Origin of the sequence: Neptunomonas antarctica (assembly GCF_001305295.1) — a bacterium.
Lineage (GTDB): Bacteria > Pseudomonadota > Gammaproteobacteria > Pseudomonadales > Balneatricaceae > Neptunomonas > Neptunomonas antarctica.
Map to the genome: position 1 here is coordinate 821,887 of NZ_LJSI01000053.1, position 16,295 is coordinate 838,181.

At 40.9% G+C, this 16,295-nt stretch carries 13 protein-coding genes; 11 read left to right on the forward strand and 2 right to left on the reverse strand.

The window, feature by feature from the left end; all coding sequences use genetic code 11:
• Nucleotides 1-14: 14 nt before the first annotated feature.
• Together Nant_RS18540 and mnmC1 are read right to left on the reverse strand one after the other, a co-directional pair.
• Nucleotides 15-659, reverse strand: coding sequence for a CBS domain-containing protein (locus tag Nant_RS18540; RefSeq protein WP_054343102.1), 645 nt, complete (start codon nt 657-659; stop codon nt 15-17).
• Between the two features lie 39 nt (nt 660-698).
• The gene (gene mnmC1, locus Nant_RS18545) at nt 699-2,021 is read right to left on the reverse strand and encodes an FAD-dependent 5-carboxymethylaminomethyl-2-thiouridine(34) oxidoreductase MnmC1 (RefSeq protein ID WP_054343103.1); all 1,323 of its coding nucleotides are present in this window, start codon (nt 2,019-2,021) and stop codon (nt 699-701) included.
• A gap of 317 nt (nt 2,022-2,338) precedes the next feature.
• Between mnmC1 and tviB the strand changes: the two genes are divergently transcribed.
• From tviB to Nant_RS18600, 11 genes are all read left to right on the forward strand, one after another.
• Nucleotides 2,339-3,619 carry a Vi polysaccharide biosynthesis UDP-N-acetylglucosamine C-6 dehydrogenase TviB gene (gene tviB / locus Nant_RS18550; RefSeq protein ID WP_054343104.1) on the forward strand — a complete coding sequence of 427 codons (1,281 nt, stop codon included), beginning with the start codon at nt 2,339-2,341 and terminating at the stop codon, nt 3,617-3,619.
• A gap of 9 nt (nt 3,620-3,628) precedes the next feature.
• Nucleotides 3,629-4,660 carry an NAD-dependent epimerase/dehydratase family protein gene (locus Nant_RS18555; RefSeq protein WP_054343105.1) on the forward strand — a complete coding sequence of 344 codons (1,032 nt, stop codon included), beginning with the start codon at nt 3,629-3,631 and terminating at the stop codon, nt 4,658-4,660.
• Nucleotides 4,661-4,882: 222 nt separating this feature from the next.
• Nucleotides 4,883-6,685, forward strand: a complete 1,803-nt coding sequence (locus Nant_RS18560) for an ABC transporter ATP-binding protein (protein ID WP_054343106.1) — start codon at nt 4,883-4,885, stop codon at nt 6,683-6,685.
• Nucleotides 6,686-6,687: 2 nt separating this feature from the next.
• Nucleotides 6,688-8,313, forward strand: a complete 1,626-nt coding sequence (locus Nant_RS18565; protein ID WP_179078904.1) for an aldolase catalytic domain-containing protein — start codon at nt 6,688-6,690, stop codon at nt 8,311-8,313.
• A 129-nt stretch (nt 8,314-8,442) separates the two neighbouring features.
• Complete coding sequence (locus Nant_RS18570) at nt 8,443-9,174, forward strand: 3-deoxy-manno-octulosonate cytidylyltransferase (protein ID WP_054343107.1); 732 nt, start codon at nt 8,443-8,445, stop codon at nt 9,172-9,174.
• On the forward strand, nt 9,171-9,818 hold the full coding sequence (locus Nant_RS18575) for an HAD family hydrolase (RefSeq protein WP_054343108.1): 648 nt from the start codon (nt 9,171-9,173) through the stop codon (nt 9,816-9,818). The genes Nant_RS18570 and Nant_RS18575 overlap by 4 nt, the downstream gene beginning before the upstream one ends.
• Before the next feature lie 121 nt (nt 9,819-9,939).
• Nucleotides 9,940-11,190 carry a hypothetical protein gene (locus Nant_RS18580; protein WP_054343109.1) on the forward strand — a complete coding sequence of 417 codons (1,251 nt, stop codon included), beginning with the start codon at nt 9,940-9,942 and terminating at the stop codon, nt 11,188-11,190.
• A gap of 38 nt (nt 11,191-11,228) precedes the next feature.
• Nucleotides 11,229-12,461 (forward strand): glycosyltransferase family 4 protein, encoded by a 1,233-nt coding sequence (locus Nant_RS18585; protein ID WP_054343110.1) that lies wholly within the window; start codon nt 11,229-11,231, stop codon nt 12,459-12,461.
• Complete coding sequence (locus Nant_RS18590; protein ID WP_054343111.1) at nt 12,454-13,785, forward strand: polysaccharide pyruvyl transferase family protein; 1,332 nt, start codon at nt 12,454-12,456, stop codon at nt 13,783-13,785. The genes Nant_RS18585 and Nant_RS18590 overlap by 8 nt, the downstream gene beginning before the upstream one ends.
• A gap of 64 nt (nt 13,786-13,849) precedes the next feature.
• Nucleotides 13,850-14,968, forward strand: a complete 1,119-nt coding sequence (locus Nant_RS18595; RefSeq protein ID WP_054343112.1) for a glycosyltransferase — start codon at nt 13,850-13,852, stop codon at nt 14,966-14,968.
• A 7-nt stretch (nt 14,969-14,975) separates the two neighbouring features.
• Nucleotides 14,976-16,109, forward strand: a complete 1,134-nt coding sequence (locus tag Nant_RS18600) for a glycosyltransferase (RefSeq protein WP_054343113.1) — start codon at nt 14,976-14,978, stop codon at nt 16,107-16,109.
• The last annotated feature ends 186 nt before the right edge of the window (nt 16,110-16,295 follow it).

Consider the following 16,295-nt stretch of genomic DNA (forward strand, 5'->3'; position numbering starts at 1 on the left):
TATCGGCTAACGGTTCAGGCCCAGCTTTCAATGTGAGGTCCGCTGATTAATAACCGCAGTAGATCCGACCGGCAAATTATTCCTAATAACTGGCTTTCCTCATCGAATACTGGCATCGCATTGATTTTATAATCAATAAAGCTGGATGAAATAACCGAAATATCGGTGTCGGGTGAAGCGGCAATCAATTGTCGAGTATAAAAGTTGGCAATGCTGACAGTTGATTCTTTGCCGTGCTCAATAATATCAATATGTGAAATGATTCCTACCGGATCATCGTTGGCCCCTGTCACCATTAAATGGCTGATATGTAGCTCCTGCATCCGTATCCAGGCGGCTTTGAATGTGACTTCACGGGCAATCGTATGCACCGGCCATGTCATAATTTGTGCGGCCTTGAGTTTTACGCTGTGTGATTTAGGTTTATCGGGATTAATGGCGCTGTAGGTGTTGGGCGTCTGTTGTTTAGGGCTGTTGGCTGTTGTTTCCCCTTTAAGGAAATCAGTAAAACTTTCGCCATCCGCATGCAAGCGCTTTTCAGTCCCTGAACTGTCGTGTAGTGCCTTGGGTTGCGTAGTCGCATCTACTCCGCGTGCCGGAAACAGAGAGCTAATCGGTGTTTCGATCCGGTTACCATGATCTATAATAATTAACGACATCAGTATATTTTCCTCAAGTGTTAATTGAATAGCGGCTGATTACTTTACTCCTTGAGATTCATTATGGTTGTTGCTTCGGACCAGCGATTTAATAATAAAACGTGCAGGGTGCAATGCATAGCTAATCTTGCGGGAAAAAGGTAACGGTTCTCCGCATATCGATGCAGCCAAATACTCCGCTGCCAATGGCGCTGTAATCAGTCCTTTCGAGCCATGACCGACATTCACATAAAGGCCACTATGTAACGGCGCCGGGCTGTTAGCAAACTTCCATTTTCTATCATGCTGTAATTTAGCATAGTGGTCCATATATTGATGAACGATAGGTGCGGGGCCAGCAATCGGTAAGTAATCAGGTGTCGAGCAACGGTAGCCAACTTTGCCTGTCCATTCATCAATGGGTGGGAGTTGATTGGCGAAATCAGGCACAACATTAGATAGCATAGTAAGGTTGGCTTCATGATCTACATGCCGTAGCTGTGGCGATTGATCATGCAGATCAAACGTGGCACCAAAACTATAGCGGTTATCCAGAGAGGGTGAAATATAGCCTGCACCACAGATCACCGTTTTTAAAACGGGCATGCCAGACGCTGTTGGTGTTACGGATACCTGTCCGCGAATCGGTTTAATCGGTAAATGGCTGAGTAAATTAAATTCTTTAGCCTGTGTGGCTGACGCGACGATCAAGATATCGGCGCTATGCTGATTGTCGCTCTGGTCGGTCACGCTCCAGCTACAATCGCCCGGTTGAGTAGGGCTCTGTTGAGCGATAGAGATGACTGTAGTTGACAGCGTTAGCGTAATATAGGGATGGTTAATCAATGTATCGCAAAAGCTTTTAGGCTGAACCCAGCCAGCCCGTGGCAAGTAAAGTGCCTGATGTTGAATATCAGTGCCGGCAATAATCGAGGCTTGCTCCGCCGATACACTCGAAACCACCTCATGCGGGTAATGCTCGCTGGCTATTAAAGTATTCTGACGAGCCACTTCCTTCGCGGAAGTAGCGAGTTGCAAGACACCGCATTGAGAAGCTATTTTGCCATCCATGCAGCCCTTAATCATTAACAATCGCAGCGTGTATTCCAGACCGCATAAATGAAACTCACCTGCCAGCGTAGGTGCCGTAGGCAGCTTAGCGTATAAAACGCCCTGATGATTACCGGAAGCCTCCTGACAAATAGCATCACAACGATCAATCAACTGCACACTAATTCCGCGCCGGGCCAGTGCTTCGGCCATAGCGCAGCCTGAAAGGCCCGCACCGAGGATGATCGCTGTTTTAGGTTTAGTTACGGTCGGTAACGTAAACCAAGGCTGCTTATTGTGTTCGGGGGCAGGTGCCGTTTCAGGTGGTAGCATAGGTATGTGGGCTCATTGGGGCGGAAAAGAGTATTGTAGGGGAAATGGTAGTGAATGTGAGGGGCTTATCGTACAAGTCCATCCTCATATGCTAGAATTGCCTTCATTTTACTGATTGAAGAGCTGTGGTTTTTTGTCTAAATTGGTAACTATTAATTTTTAATGAGTAGTATCTATTAGTGGCTAATCTCTGTTTTTCGTCTACGCTTTTGTCTCAAGGAGGAGATGGCATATACTCTTACCTGTAGCAAATATGAATAAATGATTTTAATGAACTTTCTTCTCTTTTTATTGGCTTTTAATCGGTAGGCACGTTAATGGATTTTTCTATTCAAGACACTCGCATCGCAATTCTTGGTTTAGGTTATGTCGGGCTACCTCTCGCCGCTGAGTTTGGTAAGCATTATCCAACGGTAGGTTTTGACATCAATAAAGCCCGGCTGGAGGAGTTACAGGCCGGTGTTGATAGTACGCTTGAAGTCAGTAGTGAAGAACTCGCAGAAGCATCATTATTAACATATAGCTCTGAAATTGACGCGCTGAAAAGTTGTAATGTTTTTATTGTGACGGTGCCAACGCCTATTAATGAACACAAGCAGCCTGATCTTACGCCCTTGCTTAAAGCCAGTGCCGTCATCGGCAAAGCTTTGAAGCAGGGTGATGTTGTTATTTATGAATCGACCGTTTATCCCGGTGCGACAGAAGAAGATTGCGTTCCTGTTTTAGAACGTGAATCTGGTCTGAAATACAACGTTGATTTTTTCTGTGGATATAGCCCCGAGCGTATCAATCCGGGTGATAAAGAACACCGTGTTACCACTATCCTGAAAGTGACCTCCGGATCGACACCCGACGTAGCAGATTTTGTCGATAGCCTTTACCGCTCAATTATTACTGCCGGCACCTATAAAGCCAGCTCTATCAAAGTGGCCGAGGCTGCCAAGGTTATTGAAAATACGCAACGTGATGTCAATATCGGTCTGATTAACGAATTAGCGGTTATTTTCAATAAGCTAGGTATCGATACAGAAGAAGTACTCAAAGCAGCCGGAACGAAATGGAACTTCTTACCCTTCCGTCCGGGTTTGGTCGGTGGTCATTGCATAGGCGTAGATCCCTATTACCTCACTCATAAGGCACAGTCTGTTGGTTATCAGCCTGAAATTATTCTGGCAGGGCGTCGTCTGAATGATGGCATGGGTGCATATGTCGTTAGTCAGTTAGTTAAATCTATGCTGAAGAAAAGAATTCAGGTAAATGGTGCGCGTGTGCTGGTATTGGGATTAACCTTTAAAGAAGATTGCCCCGATCTGCGTAATACCAAAGTGGTCGATATCATCAATGAACTTTCAGATTACGGTATTAATGTTGACTGTCATGACCCTTGGATCAATGTGACAGATGCTGAACACGAATATGGTATCACACCGGTATCAACGCCGGAGCAGGGTGCTTACGATGCCGTTATTATTGCGGTAGCGCACCAACAGTTTAAAGCGATGGGAGCAGAAGGCATTCGATCATTTGGTAAGCCGGAGCATGTACTCTACGATCTTAAATACATTTTGCCTGCAGAAGCTACTGACCTTCGTCTTTAAGGAAAAAACATGACTCGTTACGAACAGATTAAAACAGAGCTTCTGGCCACCCCGAAAACCTGGCTAGTGACAGGTGTTGCAGGTTTTATCGGATCTAACCTATTAGAGCATTTATTGAAACTGAATCAACGTGTTATCGGCCTGGATAACTTTGCAACCGGCTTTCAACATAATTTAGATGAAGTGCAATCACAGGTAACGGCTGAGCAGTGGAAAGGGTTCAGGTTTATTAAAGGCGATATTCGCCAGCTTCAAGACTGCCATACAGCCTGTACGGGTGTTGATTATGTATTGCACCAGGCAGCATTGGGTTCTGTGCCCCGTTCGATTAACGATCCTATCGCTACCAATGAAACAAATATCAGCGGCTTTCTGAATATGCTGGTGGCAGCACGTGATGCAGAGGTAAAAAGTTTTACCTATGCGGCGAGTAGCTCCACCTATGGTGATCATCCGGCATTACCCAAAGTGGAAGAGACTATTGGCAATCCACTATCTCCTTACGCTGTTACAAAATATGTAAACGAACTCTATACAGATGTGTTTGCGCGCACCTATGGCTTTAAATCCATAGGACTGCGTTACTTCAATATTTTTGGCAAACGCCAAGATCCGGATGGAGCCTATGCGGCAGTTATTCCTAAATGGACCGCCGCCATGATCAAAAATGAGGAAGTTTTCATTAATGGTGATGGCGAAACCAGTCGTGACTTCTGTTTTATTGAGAATGCCGTGCAAGCGAATATATTGGCTGCTACCTCCGGTGAAGCAGCAAAAGGTGAAGTGTATAACGTTGCTGTGAGTGGGCGAACGGATCTGAATCAGTTATTTAACGCCATTAAACAGAGCCTTGGCGATAATGAAGTGCGTTACGATAAAGAACCTGTATACCGCGCTTTTCGTGCCGGTGATGTGCGCCATTCTCAGGCCGATATCAGTAAAGCGCAACGTCTGCTGGGTTATGCTCCAGTATTCGATATCGAAGCAGGGATAACTAAAGCGATGCCTTGGTATGTAAGTTTTATGCAAGGTGATAAGTAGTTTATGAAGATTTTTCCTGCCGGTGATGTCAGTAGTTTTACAGGATATTCTTAGTTCAACGGATAATGTTTGCATAGTTGTGTCTAGTGGTAACTGATGCATATATGTGCACTCTAGTAGAAACAAGTAATATTAGCTGTGGCATGTAACCCATTTGAGGGTGATGCATTATTTTTGAACTTATTTTTACTATAAAAATAGTTTATAAGGTTTATAGGGTTTATGAAAACTTTTCGGAATATCCTTGATTTGTTGACTCATCATGAAAAGCGTCAAGGTCTAAGGGTTTTATTGATGGTTATTGGGATGGCTTTACTTGAGTCAATAGGCGTGGTTTCGGTGATGCCATTTCTTGCTGTTTTAGGGAACCCAGAGATGATTAATATAAATCCTGTGTTAAGCGAATTGTTCGATATGTCGAAGAGTTTTGGTGTTAATAGCGCAGATCAATTTCTCATGGCGCTTGGTGTTGGCGCGTTTTTGATTATAATTACCTCTTCTATATATCGGGCCTTTACTCACTTTTATCTTAATCGATTTATTGAGATGCGTAGAGACTCGATAGGTTCTCGATTACTTGAGACTTACCTGTATCAGCCTTACTCCTTTTTTCTTGGTCGTCATAGTGGAGAGATGTCAAAAACTGTATTATCAGAAGTGGATCAGTTTGTACATCAAACTCTGCGCCCTGTGATTATGATGCTGGCTTATTCAGTTGTGCTTGTAAGTCTGATTGCTCTACTTGTGATAGCTGATCCGAAACTCGCCATAATTGTAGCGGCGACATTTGGTTTGCTTTACTTTTTTGTGTACCTGGCAATTCGTGGTTATCTTGAAAGAACAGGTAAATTACGCGTAGAAAGCAACAGCGAACGGTTTTTGATGGCGGCTGAAGCTTTTGGAGGTATCAAAAGTATCAAATTGCGCGGTTGTGAGCCTTTTTATATGGACCGTTTTTCTTCTGCGTCAAGGCAGTTTGCGCGAATTTATGCCGGGCATCAAACGCTGACTCAGGCCCCCAAATTCTTAATTGAGGCAATTGCCTTTGGAGGAGTAATCCTACTCACATTAGCTTTGCTGCATCAGCAAGGAGGTGGGCAAGGTGGTGCATTGGGGCAGGTGTTGCCTTTGCTTGGATTATATGCATTTGCTGCATATCGTATCCAGCCTGCGACTACAGCAATTTATTTAGGTATGGCAAATCTTAGATATGGAGCTCTTACCGTTGAAAACTTACGCCGGGATTTGTCGATCGGAGTGCCTGATTCTCATCAGCAAAATGTTACAGGTTTTGATCATGCGCGAGAGTATATTGAATTAGATAATGTGGATTTTAGTTATCCTGAGACGACAAAAATGACATTATCGGGCATTAATTTAAAAATACCGGTCGGTAGCTCTATTGGAATTGTCGGAAGTACAGGATCTGGTAAAACCACGCTAGTCGATATTATTTTGGGGCTTCTTCGGCCATCGGAAGGAGCGATACTGGTTGATGGTAAGCTAGTGACTGAGAATAACCTTCGAGATTGGCAGCGAACTCTTGGATATGTCCCTCAGGAAATATTTTTGACCGATACTAGTATAGCTCAAAATATTGCTTACGGATTATCGCGAGAAGAAATCGATATGGCGCAGGTAGAGCGCTGTGCGCGGATGGCTCAGGTGCATGACTTTATTTCTCAAGAGCTTCCAGGAGGTTATGAATCCTTAGTTGGTGAGCGTGGTGTTCGTTTGTCAGGAGGGCAGCGCCAAAGAATTGGTATCGCCCGTGCTCTTTATCATGATCCCTCTGTTATGGTCTTTGATGAAGCAACGAGTGCCTTGGATACCGTTACAGAACAAGCTGTCATGCAAGCAATAGAAAAATTCCAAAATAATAAGACAATTATTATAATTGCTCACCGCTTAAGTACAGTTAGTAATTGCGATAATGTGGTTATACTGGCCGGTGGGCACGTCAAGGCTCAGGGCAGTTTTAATGAACTATCAGAGAGTGACCCACAGTTTAAGGCTATGGTGTAATCATGAATATCAAAAAAAATAACATTAAGATGCTCGATTGTACGCTTCGTGATGGTGGTTATTATACAAACTGGGACTTTTCGAGTGAATTGATAGGGCGCTACCTTCGTGCGATGAAAGCGGCTAAAGTGGATGTTGTTGAATTAGGATTCAGGTTTTGGGGAAATGAAGGATTTAAGGGGGCTTGCGCCTTTACAACAGATGAGTTTTTGCGAACGTTAGAAATTCCTTCTGGGCTTACGGTTGGTGTGATGCTAAATGCGTCAGATATCATAATGGACGGTGCCTTAAGCGAAGAGAGGTTGCAGCTCCTAATACCTGAGTTTGCAAGTACTACACCACTTGATTTGGTCCGTATAGCTTGTCATGTTCATGAGTTTAGAGCCGCTTTGCCGGCGGCTAGCTGGCTAAAATGTCGAGGGTATCAAGTTGGGTTTAATTTGATGCAAGTGGCAGACCGATCTGTTCAGGAGCTTGAGAGTCTAAGTCAGGAAGTTGCTGCTTTTCCTGTGGATGTACTCTATTTTGCAGACAGTTTGGGAGGGATGCAGATCAGTGATGTTTCGCGCGTGATCAGAGCTCTTAGTTCAAGTTGGCCGGGTCTAATAGGAATACATACTCATAATAATCAAGGGCTAGCTATGTCCAATGCTTTAAAGGCATTGGATGAAGGAGCTGCTTGGGTTGACTCGACTATTGCAGGGATGGGGCGTGGGCCTGGTAATGCGCGAACAGAAGAAATGGTTGTTGAAGTGGATAGCCTGCTGAATAGGACCTCGGACTCGCTGCCCTTATTGAGCTTGATTAGCAGTACATTTGGGCCTATGAAGGAAAAAAAAGGCTGGGGGACAAGTATTTACTATTATCTTTCAGGGAAGTACGGTATACATCCGACCTATATCCAAGAGATGCTAAGCGATCCACGCTATGATGATGAGGATATTCTTGCCGTGATTGACCATCTCCGCGAAAATGGTGCGAAAAAATTCTCAATTGATGAGCTTGATATCGCTAGTCGTTTTTACAAAGGTGAGCCTAGGGGAACATGGGAGGCCGCTTCGCTACTCGAAGGCCGTGATGTGCTGATTCTTGGAGCGGGCCCGTCTGTTATTGAACACAGAGAAGCAATCGAGCGCTACGTGCATCGACAGAAACCCTTGGTTCTTGCTCTGAATACAAGGACTGATATTGCTGGTGAGCTTATTGATTTCAGAGTTGCGTCTCACCCTGTGCGAATGCTTTCAGATGTAGAAGCCCATCTTTGTCTAAGTCAGCCGTTGATAACACCCGCTTCAATGTTACCGAAGAATCTTTTGGCATCCTTTGCCGAAAAGGTTTTGTTGGATTTTGGTGTGGGTGTTGAACCAGATACCTTTAAATTTGGGCGAGAGTATTGTATTACACCTAGTCCGTTGGTTATGGCATATGCTCTTGCAGTTACTTATAGTGGAAAAGCTAAATCTATTTCTCTGGCAGGTTTTGATGGGTACCCACGAGGGGATGCTAGGAATGATGAAATAGATATGGTTCTGCAGAGCTTTAAAGTAATGAATACTCGTCAACCTTGTGTATCTATTACTCCGACTATTCACAGAGGTATAGTTGTCAAAAGTGTCTATTCTTTATGATGCTCAACTTTCTCCTTATTTTACACCTGTGGCTACAGGAATAAGTATTTTGAGTTGGAATCGCTGACAATTCGGTGCTTAGTTAACAATTCTTGTTGATTAATAAATTTAAAGAGTAACTTATATATTATGTCTAGTTGCGTAATTATTCCAGCCCGTTATGCCTCAAGTCGTTTCCCTGGTAAGCCTTTAGCTAAAATTCATGGACGTCCGATGATTCTTTGGGTCGCAGAATTATCTGCAGAAGCTGTCGGGAGAGAGCATGTATATGTGGCTACAGAAAGTGAGCTTATTGCTGAAGTTGTTATTTCAGCGGGATTTAATGCGATAATGACTGATCCAGAAGCGTTGACGGGAACAGATCGAGTTGCCGAAGCAGCACAAAAACTGGATTACGACGTGTTTATAAATGTGCAAGGTGATGAGCCGATAGTCCGTCCTGAAGATATCCGTCGATGTATCCAAATCAAACTAGATCATCCTTATGATATCGTATGTGGATACTGTTGGATGAATGATAAAGAAGACCCTACAAGTGTAAATGTGCCTAAGGTCGTCGTTAATGAAGCTGATATGATGGTGTATATGTCAAGATTGCCTGTTCCTGGTCATAAAACTAAGCAGAGTGCCCCTGGTAAATACGCTAAGCAGGTATGCATATATGGTTTCAGTCGTTCCGATTTGGCTCAATATAGGGCGTTCGGTCGTAAAAGTTACCTCGAGAGTTGTGAGGATATAGAAATACTGCGCTATCTTGAATTGAACCTAAGCATAAGGATGTTTGAAACACCTTCGGGAAGTCTTGCTGTTGATATACCGGAAGATATAAGTGCAGTAGAGGAGGCGATATTTCTACGATGAATCTCCGAAAATATAATACTTTCATCTTCGACTGTGATGGTGTGCTTCTTGACTCGAATAGATTAAAGACTGCAGCATTTTACCAGGCTGTTGAGTCATATGGAGATCAGGCAGCCGAGAAGTTTATCCAGTATCATATAGAGAATGGGGGTGTTTCCCGGTATAAAAAAATTGACTACTTCTTTAATGATATATTAAAAGTTACTATCGAAAATTTCGAAAAAGAACGTGTATTAGAGCTTTACGCTCATTTAGTCAGAGATGGTCTTATGAAATGCAAAGTTGCATCTGGATTACATGCTTTGCGTAAAAAATACCCAGCAACCCTATGGATGGTTGCGTCTGGGGGAGATCAAAAAGAGCTGAGAGAAGTCTTTGAGGCCCGAAACTTATATCAGCTATTTGATGGAGGGATTTTCGGAAGCCCTGATGATAAGGGTCTTATTGTTAAACGTGAAAAGGAATCTGTTAACTTCTTACATCCAGCAGTATTTTTTGGAGATAGTCAGCTTGACCATAAGGTTGCCAAGCAAGAAGATATAGATTTTATTTTTGTCCATGAGTGGACTGAGTTTTCGCAGTGGAAGAAGTACTGTGATGAACATCAAGTACTTTCAATAAATAACTTGGCTGAAATTAGTTAGTACTTAGAATGAATAGATCGTATTTGATTGTAATGAATATATATAGCTTAAATAATAAATCATATCCTTATGAATCGTGAATGCTATATAAATATTACAGCGCCAATTTTTTGAGATTTTAATGCAAAAAAAAATCAGAATAGAACAAATAGTTTTTCTTTGGAGGAATTTAGTTATCCTCATCTTGAAAAACAGAGTGACCTCACGACTAAGGATAGGGCTGAAAAAAATGGTGCCCGAAAAAGTAGTTAGAAATTTTGACGGCTTTAGGAAAACCTCAAGTGAAAGACGGTATGAAAAAATTAGTAATGATATTGACGATATAGAGTGCGCGGAACACCACTCCGATGATTCAATATCATTTTTAGTAGGTGACCTGTTAAATAAATACAAATTGGATGGCGTGCGCCCCTGTATGAGAAGTATTCAAGGGCTTGATAGCGATAGCCTGTCAACTGACCAATGGTTACAGGCTTATTTTTCCTTTTTTTCCAACGGCTTGGTTTCAGAGTCCGCAGTATTGAGATCTAAAGCTGTTGCTCGCTCCATACAGAAGCATGAACAAGTGCCGGGAGATTTAAAACGAGATCATCGAGCAATGAGTGCGATGATGGAACTTGGTTGGGATGTAAAAAAAATAAAATCGACAATGGGTGGCTTGTCATCTGAGCTTGACCCAATAATTCAAGCAGGGTTTTCTCGGTATCAGAAAAATGTTTCCAATAATATTAAAGATGAAAAATATGCAAAGATGGTGAGTGGGAAACGTATCGCTATACTGGGCCCTGCAGCATCAAAAATGCTAGATGTCGAAGAGTTGAGGCAGTATGATCTATTGATAACGACTAATGAGCATGGGTGTAATCCACTCGCGAATGAGTTTATAGCTAGTGGTAAATGTATATCATACTATAACTCCTACCATTCTAAATTGCTCCATCAAGAGCGTACTATCCGACCTTACAATACAAAATTGTTCTCAATATACAGATCTTTCGAATATGATTACCAAGTATATCAAGCAGTCCGAGATCATGCGAGATTAATACATAGAAATGATTATTTTTTCAATGGTGTGCCTCAAGCATTTCAAGCGATTTTGCACGATCTATCATATTTCGAATTTTCAGAAATTAAAGCTTTCGGTTTTGACCTTTACACATCGGAGCATCCTTATCGCAGCGGTTACCAATCTCCTACGCATAGGGTGTTATATGATCTTGGTAGACATGATTTAATATCAAATTTCCTTTATGCAAAGTCATTTTATGACTCAGGAAGATTGAAAGCTGATGATTCATTGCATCGTGTGCTAACGTTAAGCTTGACAGAATATTTGGAGAGGGTCGAGAGCTGTATCGTACACTGGTGAATTGATAATTGATAATTGATAATTGAGAAGATGATTGTATGAGTAAGACTGTTCGCTCGATTCTTGTATTTACACAAATGTTTCCAAAGTCGGGAAATGATGCTGTGATTAGTGGAATGATAAAAAATCCTTTCTATCAAACAATATCTCTAAGTAAGATGGGTTGTGATATAGATGTTGTTTCGACAGGTGATAGCCGCGATTCTTATGAGTTGGATGGGGTAAGGGTTTACTCTATAGGTGATGGTGTCTTAAAAGGGATGGTGAAATCTTTTTCTTATGAATTGAAGATGTTTATAAAATACCTCTCCTTATCTAGAAATAATAGTTACGATGTTATACATGTACATCACCTCAATATCCCATGGCTTGGTCTTCTGAAAAAAATGGGTCTTTTAAAATCACATCTTGTTTATACTGCGCATGGTACTTCGACACCAGAACTTAAGGCTGCTCGTCAAGGTGGCTGGTTGTTTTATTTTTTACTAAAAGTAAATGGTAAATTGCAACACAGTATGGATAAATGGTGTTGGAAGCAAGCGGAGTTACTATTGTCGCCGAGCGCGTTCCAGATAAAAGAAATGCAAGAACTTTATGCTGTTGGAAATAAACCAGTTGAAGTCGTTTATAATGGCTATGATGAGAACCTTTATTTCAAACATAAAGAGTCTGGACAAAAAATAAAAAATCGATTGGGAATCGGTGAAACGGAAAAGGTAGTTATTTTTGTTGGCAGGGCTGCGCGCAAAAAGGGGATAGATCTTCTGATCAAAGCAATGGATGAAGTCCGAGATACATTAAGTGACACTAAACTTATAATAGTGATGGGCTTTATTGGTCGTCAAAAAGATTTCAGGAAGCAAATATATAATATGGCGTCTGAAAGGGAATATGTCATATTATGTGAGAATGTTCCAGAGTCTGATTTGGCTAGCTACTATAACGCAGCAGATTTATGTGTAGTGCCTTCGCTTGGGTATGAATCAATTCCTACTGTGATTTATGAAGCTATGGCTTGTGGTTTGCCTGTGTTAACTCAGGGAGCGTGGGGGATTCCTGAGGTTTTGAATGGAGACTTTCTTAAGGAAAGTGAGCTTAAAAATAAGGCATTCCCGAAGCGAATTATCCAGTTGTTGAGTGACGAAGAGCTTCTCAATCGCTATGCGACAGAGAATTTGAAAAATGTCGCACAGTTTTCTTGGCGTAATGGGGGGAGTAAGCTTTTAGCTATCTTCAATAAGCATTTTAAAAATGAATTTGATAATGAGTAATTTAGTGAAAAAAAAGCTCCTTCTTTTGGATTTTGCCCAAGAGACAAACTCCGGTGACGATATTATGCAGAGATCGATTATAGAGCTCTGCGAAAGACATTTGGAGGGAGAACTCAGTATTACTAGCTACTTTGGTACCAATGAGTTTTCTTATGCAAAGAGAGAGTTCAGAGGATACAGGGAAGATTATTCCTTAGATACATCAGGAGGAGTCTATCCTACCGTGTTTCTTAAACCTATAGATGGACTTTTAGGGCGGTTAAAGCCGACTAAGAACATTCTTCGGGTAATGTATGTTATGTGGTTTTGTGTGATTCTTATGTTGTTGCGGATGGGAGTCCCGTTGATTATTACAAAATTTCTCTTGTCTAAATCTCAGAGGCAGGCTTTTAAAAAGTATTTATCTGCTGATATAGTGGTTTGGAATGGTCGTAATTTTAGAGGTAAAGGACGTTTTTCTGAAGCCTTAAAGATTTTTGAGTTGTGTGTTAACCCCCTTATTTGTATGTTTTTAAAAAAACCTGTTATATGCGTTGGTTCGTCAGTGTGGACTTTAAATAGCAGTATTTCACGATATTTGATTCGTTTGGTGGTTCGCAATTCAAAACTGTTTTTAGTTAGAGAAAAAAGTACACTGCGCTATATAAACGAGTGTGTATTAGGAGGAAATAGCTGTAAGTCTCTCCAATATATGCCAGATTTGTCATTTTACTCATTGAATAAGGTCATTACACAAAAAGAACTTAATTCTGTCAGTGAGTCCAGAAGGGTAGTCGCTTTGACACTTGTAGGAAGACGAGAGTTTTTAAACGATGAGGTTCACCTGCGTTACCTGAAGGCTATATCAGATCTTATTAATCATATCACTCATTTGAATTATAAAATTCGGGTAATACCACAAGTAACTTACTCACTAGAACCTTATGAGCAAGAACTACAGAGCATCATTAGTCAGAATGTTGATGCAGATATAGAAGTCGTTCAAAGCTATCTAGGAACTGAAGAATTATTAAATGAGTATATCTCTGCTGATGTGTTGGTGGCCTCACGCATGCATTCAGCGATTTTTGCCAGTTCTGTGGGCACTCCGATTATAGCGATCTCATATGACTCTGGTGCTAAGTGGGCTATATTGGATGACCTTGGCGTAGACTCTGAGATGATTCTGTCAGCAGACTGCGTATCATCAAGCGCGCTCATAGAAAACTTTAATAAAGCAATTTTACTTGGTAAATTAAACGACTCTAAAAACCTGACGCAGCAGCTTGCTGCGCAAATTGACAGAGTCTTTTATGAGCTTAAATCAAAATCATGGATGGTGTAGGTATTCTGATGGCTGATGTTGGATTTTCGCCTATTTTTCTATTTCTGAATGAGTTGCTTCTAAAATGGCTTCATTAAAAAAAATTAGTTTAATTATGCCCTCTTTCAGAGGAGGGGGGGCAGAGCGGGTCTTTATCGACTTGGCCGAGGGGCTGGCTGATAAAGGTTTTAATGTTGATTTAGTAGTGATCAATGATGAAGGTCCATATCGAGATAGCGTCAATCCAAAAGTTAACGTTATATGTATTTTTGGGCGCAGTGCTTCTCGAAGTGTTTTTAAATTGCAGCGTTATATTAAAGGCTGTGGTTCTACGACTATATTCTCATGCCTTACCCATCTGAATATTATTGTATTGATAGCCTCACAACTGGCACGTTTTAAAGGTAGGATTGTGGTAACCGAACATAATCACTATTCACTAGAAAAAGCAGGCCTGCCCAGTCGTAAGGCATTTCTGCTTAAATTATGTGCGAAATATTTATACCCATTAGCTGAGAATGTTATCGCTGTATCTGAAGGGGTGGCAGATGATTTGAGTGTAAGCTTAGATCTTGATAGAGATAGCCTCCAAGTAATATATAACCCGATCGATTCTAGCCGCATTCGCACGCTCTCTGAGTGTATTCCTCTTAATATTAGTCCTATTGTGAATGAGCTGTTCTCAAAGCGCTACCTGATCGGGATTGGTAGATTAGTGAAACAGAAACGATACGACTTAATGATAAAGGCGTTTCGTCAAGTGCGGAGCCGCGACAAAAATATCATTCTTGTTATCTTAGGAGATGGGCCTCAAAAGAATCAGCTTATGAAGTTAATTGAGGATGAACAGCTAAATGATTGTGTTTACCTTTTAGGCTTTATCGACAACCCTTTTTGTTTTTTAGCTGCAGCTGAAGCTCTGGTCTTGTCATCTGACTTTGAGGGGTTCGGTAACGTCATTGCTGAGGCGTTAGTCTTAGGTGTGCCTGTAATATCTACCGATTGCCCTAGTGGGCCAAATGAAATTTTGATGGGAGGTCAATTTGGTACTTTAGTTAAGCTTGATAATCCTGATTCTCTTGCGGCAGCAATGGTGGCTGTGCTTGAAGAAAATAGATTTCAAAAGAATGAGTTGATTGAAAGAGGAAATGAGTTTGATAAGGTGGTTGCAGTTGAACAGTACGAGAAACTATGTAGAGGATGAACTTCGGATGAAAGTATTGCATGTTATAACTGACTTAAAAGATGGAGGAGCGGAGGCTGTGCTATACAGATTAGTACATGCATGCCCAGAGCATAGTCATTATATTGTATGTCTTGGTAAGGGTGGGAAGTACTCGGATTTATTTTTTCAAGAAGGCTTTTCTATTACTTTACTAGATATAAAGTCTGGAATAGGAGGTTTTTTACGGGCATTAACTTTTTTAAAATTAGTAAGAAGATTTAAGCCCGATTTAATTCAATCTTGGATGTATCATGCCAATTTCTTTGTTGGTGTGTATGGGTTTTTTTTTCCCAAAGTTCCTGTTTTTTGGGGAATACATCATACTAATCTTGATAAGATAGCAGATCCAAAAACTACTCATTTGATGTCTAATTTATGCTCTAAGCTTTCTTATAAAGTTCCTGTGTCGGTTATTTGCTGTGGTTATAAGTCACAGTTAACTCATTTGGAATATGGGTATTCAAAAATTAATCTGATGGTTATACCTAATGGTTATGATACAAGTGATTTTATGCCTGCTTTAGAAAATAGTAGTTCTATTAAAAATTCAATACTCAGTAATCATGATGGGCGGTTTGTTATTGGTTCGGTGGCTCGCTTCGCGCCTCAAAAAGATCATGAAAATTTATTACTCGCTTTAGCAAATGTGAAAGAGAAAGGCGTTTATTTTTGTTGCTTATTAATAGGTTACGGATTGGTTAAAGAAAATAGGGAGCTAGTGTCGAAAATTTCGGAATTAGGACTAGAAAATGAAATTATTCTTTTAGGTCAGCAGAATAACATAAACGAAATTATGAACATACTCGATGTGCACGTAACTTCAAGTGCTTTTGGGGAGGCTTTTCCTAATGTTATATGTGAAGCAATGGCTTGTGGTACTCCGTGCATCACCACGGATGTAGGTGACGCAGGATATATAGTTGAGGGTTCAGGTTGGGTTGTTCCATCTAAGGATCCGGCTGCCCTTGCAGAGGCAATAATTAAAGCAAAATGTGCCATGAATGATTTTGGTTGGAATGTGCGTAAAGATAATGCTCGTAACCGAATTGTTGATAATTTTTGTATTGATAAAATGGCTCTTAATTATAATAATCAATGGGATAAAATAAAAGTAGATTAATTGGTTAATTTGTAGGTCTATGTATTAATTTCTAATAATAAATAAACCTGTATTGATAAGTATATAATTATTTTTCAATGTTTTTGGTGCACTAGTAAGGTTGGTTTTTAAGTATGGACTATTTTGAAACTAGTATTTATGACCCTCCTGTTTTTTTTACTACTCTTAGGGCTTGGTTATAAAATA

Coding starts and splice junctions, on each gene's coding strand:
- Nant_RS18565 (WP_179078904.1), top strand. CDS start 6,688: ATGAATATCAAAAAAAATAACATTAAGATGCTCGATTGTACGCTTCGT.
- Nant_RS18555 (WP_054343105.1), top strand. CDS start 3,629: ATGACTCGTTACGAACAGATTAAAACAGAGCTTCTGGCCACCCCGAAA.
- tviB (WP_054343104.1), top strand. CDS start 2,339: ATGGATTTTTCTATTCAAGACACTCGCATCGCAATTCTTGGTTTAGGT.
- Nant_RS18600 (WP_054343113.1), top strand. CDS start 14,976: ATGAAAGTATTGCATGTTATAACTGACTTAAAAGATGGAGGAGCGGAG.
- Nant_RS18595 (WP_054343112.1), top strand. CDS start 13,850: ATGGCTTCATTAAAAAAAATTAGTTTAATTATGCCCTCTTTCAGAGGA.
- Nant_RS18570 (WP_054343107.1), top strand. CDS start 8,443: ATGTCTAGTTGCGTAATTATTCCAGCCCGTTATGCCTCAAGTCGTTTC.
- Nant_RS18590 (WP_054343111.1), top strand. CDS start 12,454: ATGAGTAATTTAGTGAAAAAAAAGCTCCTTCTTTTGGATTTTGCCCAA.
- Nant_RS18560 (WP_054343106.1), top strand. CDS start 4,883: ATGAAAACTTTTCGGAATATCCTTGATTTGTTGACTCATCATGAAAAG.
- Nant_RS18585 (WP_054343110.1), top strand. CDS start 11,229: ATGAGTAAGACTGTTCGCTCGATTCTTGTATTTACACAAATGTTTCCA.
- Nant_RS18580 (WP_054343109.1), top strand. CDS start 9,940: ATGCAAAAAAAAATCAGAATAGAACAAATAGTTTTTCTTTGGAGGAAT.
- mnmC1 (WP_054343103.1), bottom strand. CDS start 2,021: ATGCTACCACCTGAAACGGCACCTGCCCCCGAACACAATAAGCAGCCT.
- Nant_RS18540 (WP_054343102.1), bottom strand. CDS start 659: ATGTCGTTAATTATTATAGATCATGGTAACCGGATCGAAACACCGATT.
- Nant_RS18575 (WP_054343108.1), top strand. CDS start 9,171: ATGAATCTCCGAAAATATAATACTTTCATCTTCGACTGTGATGGTGTG.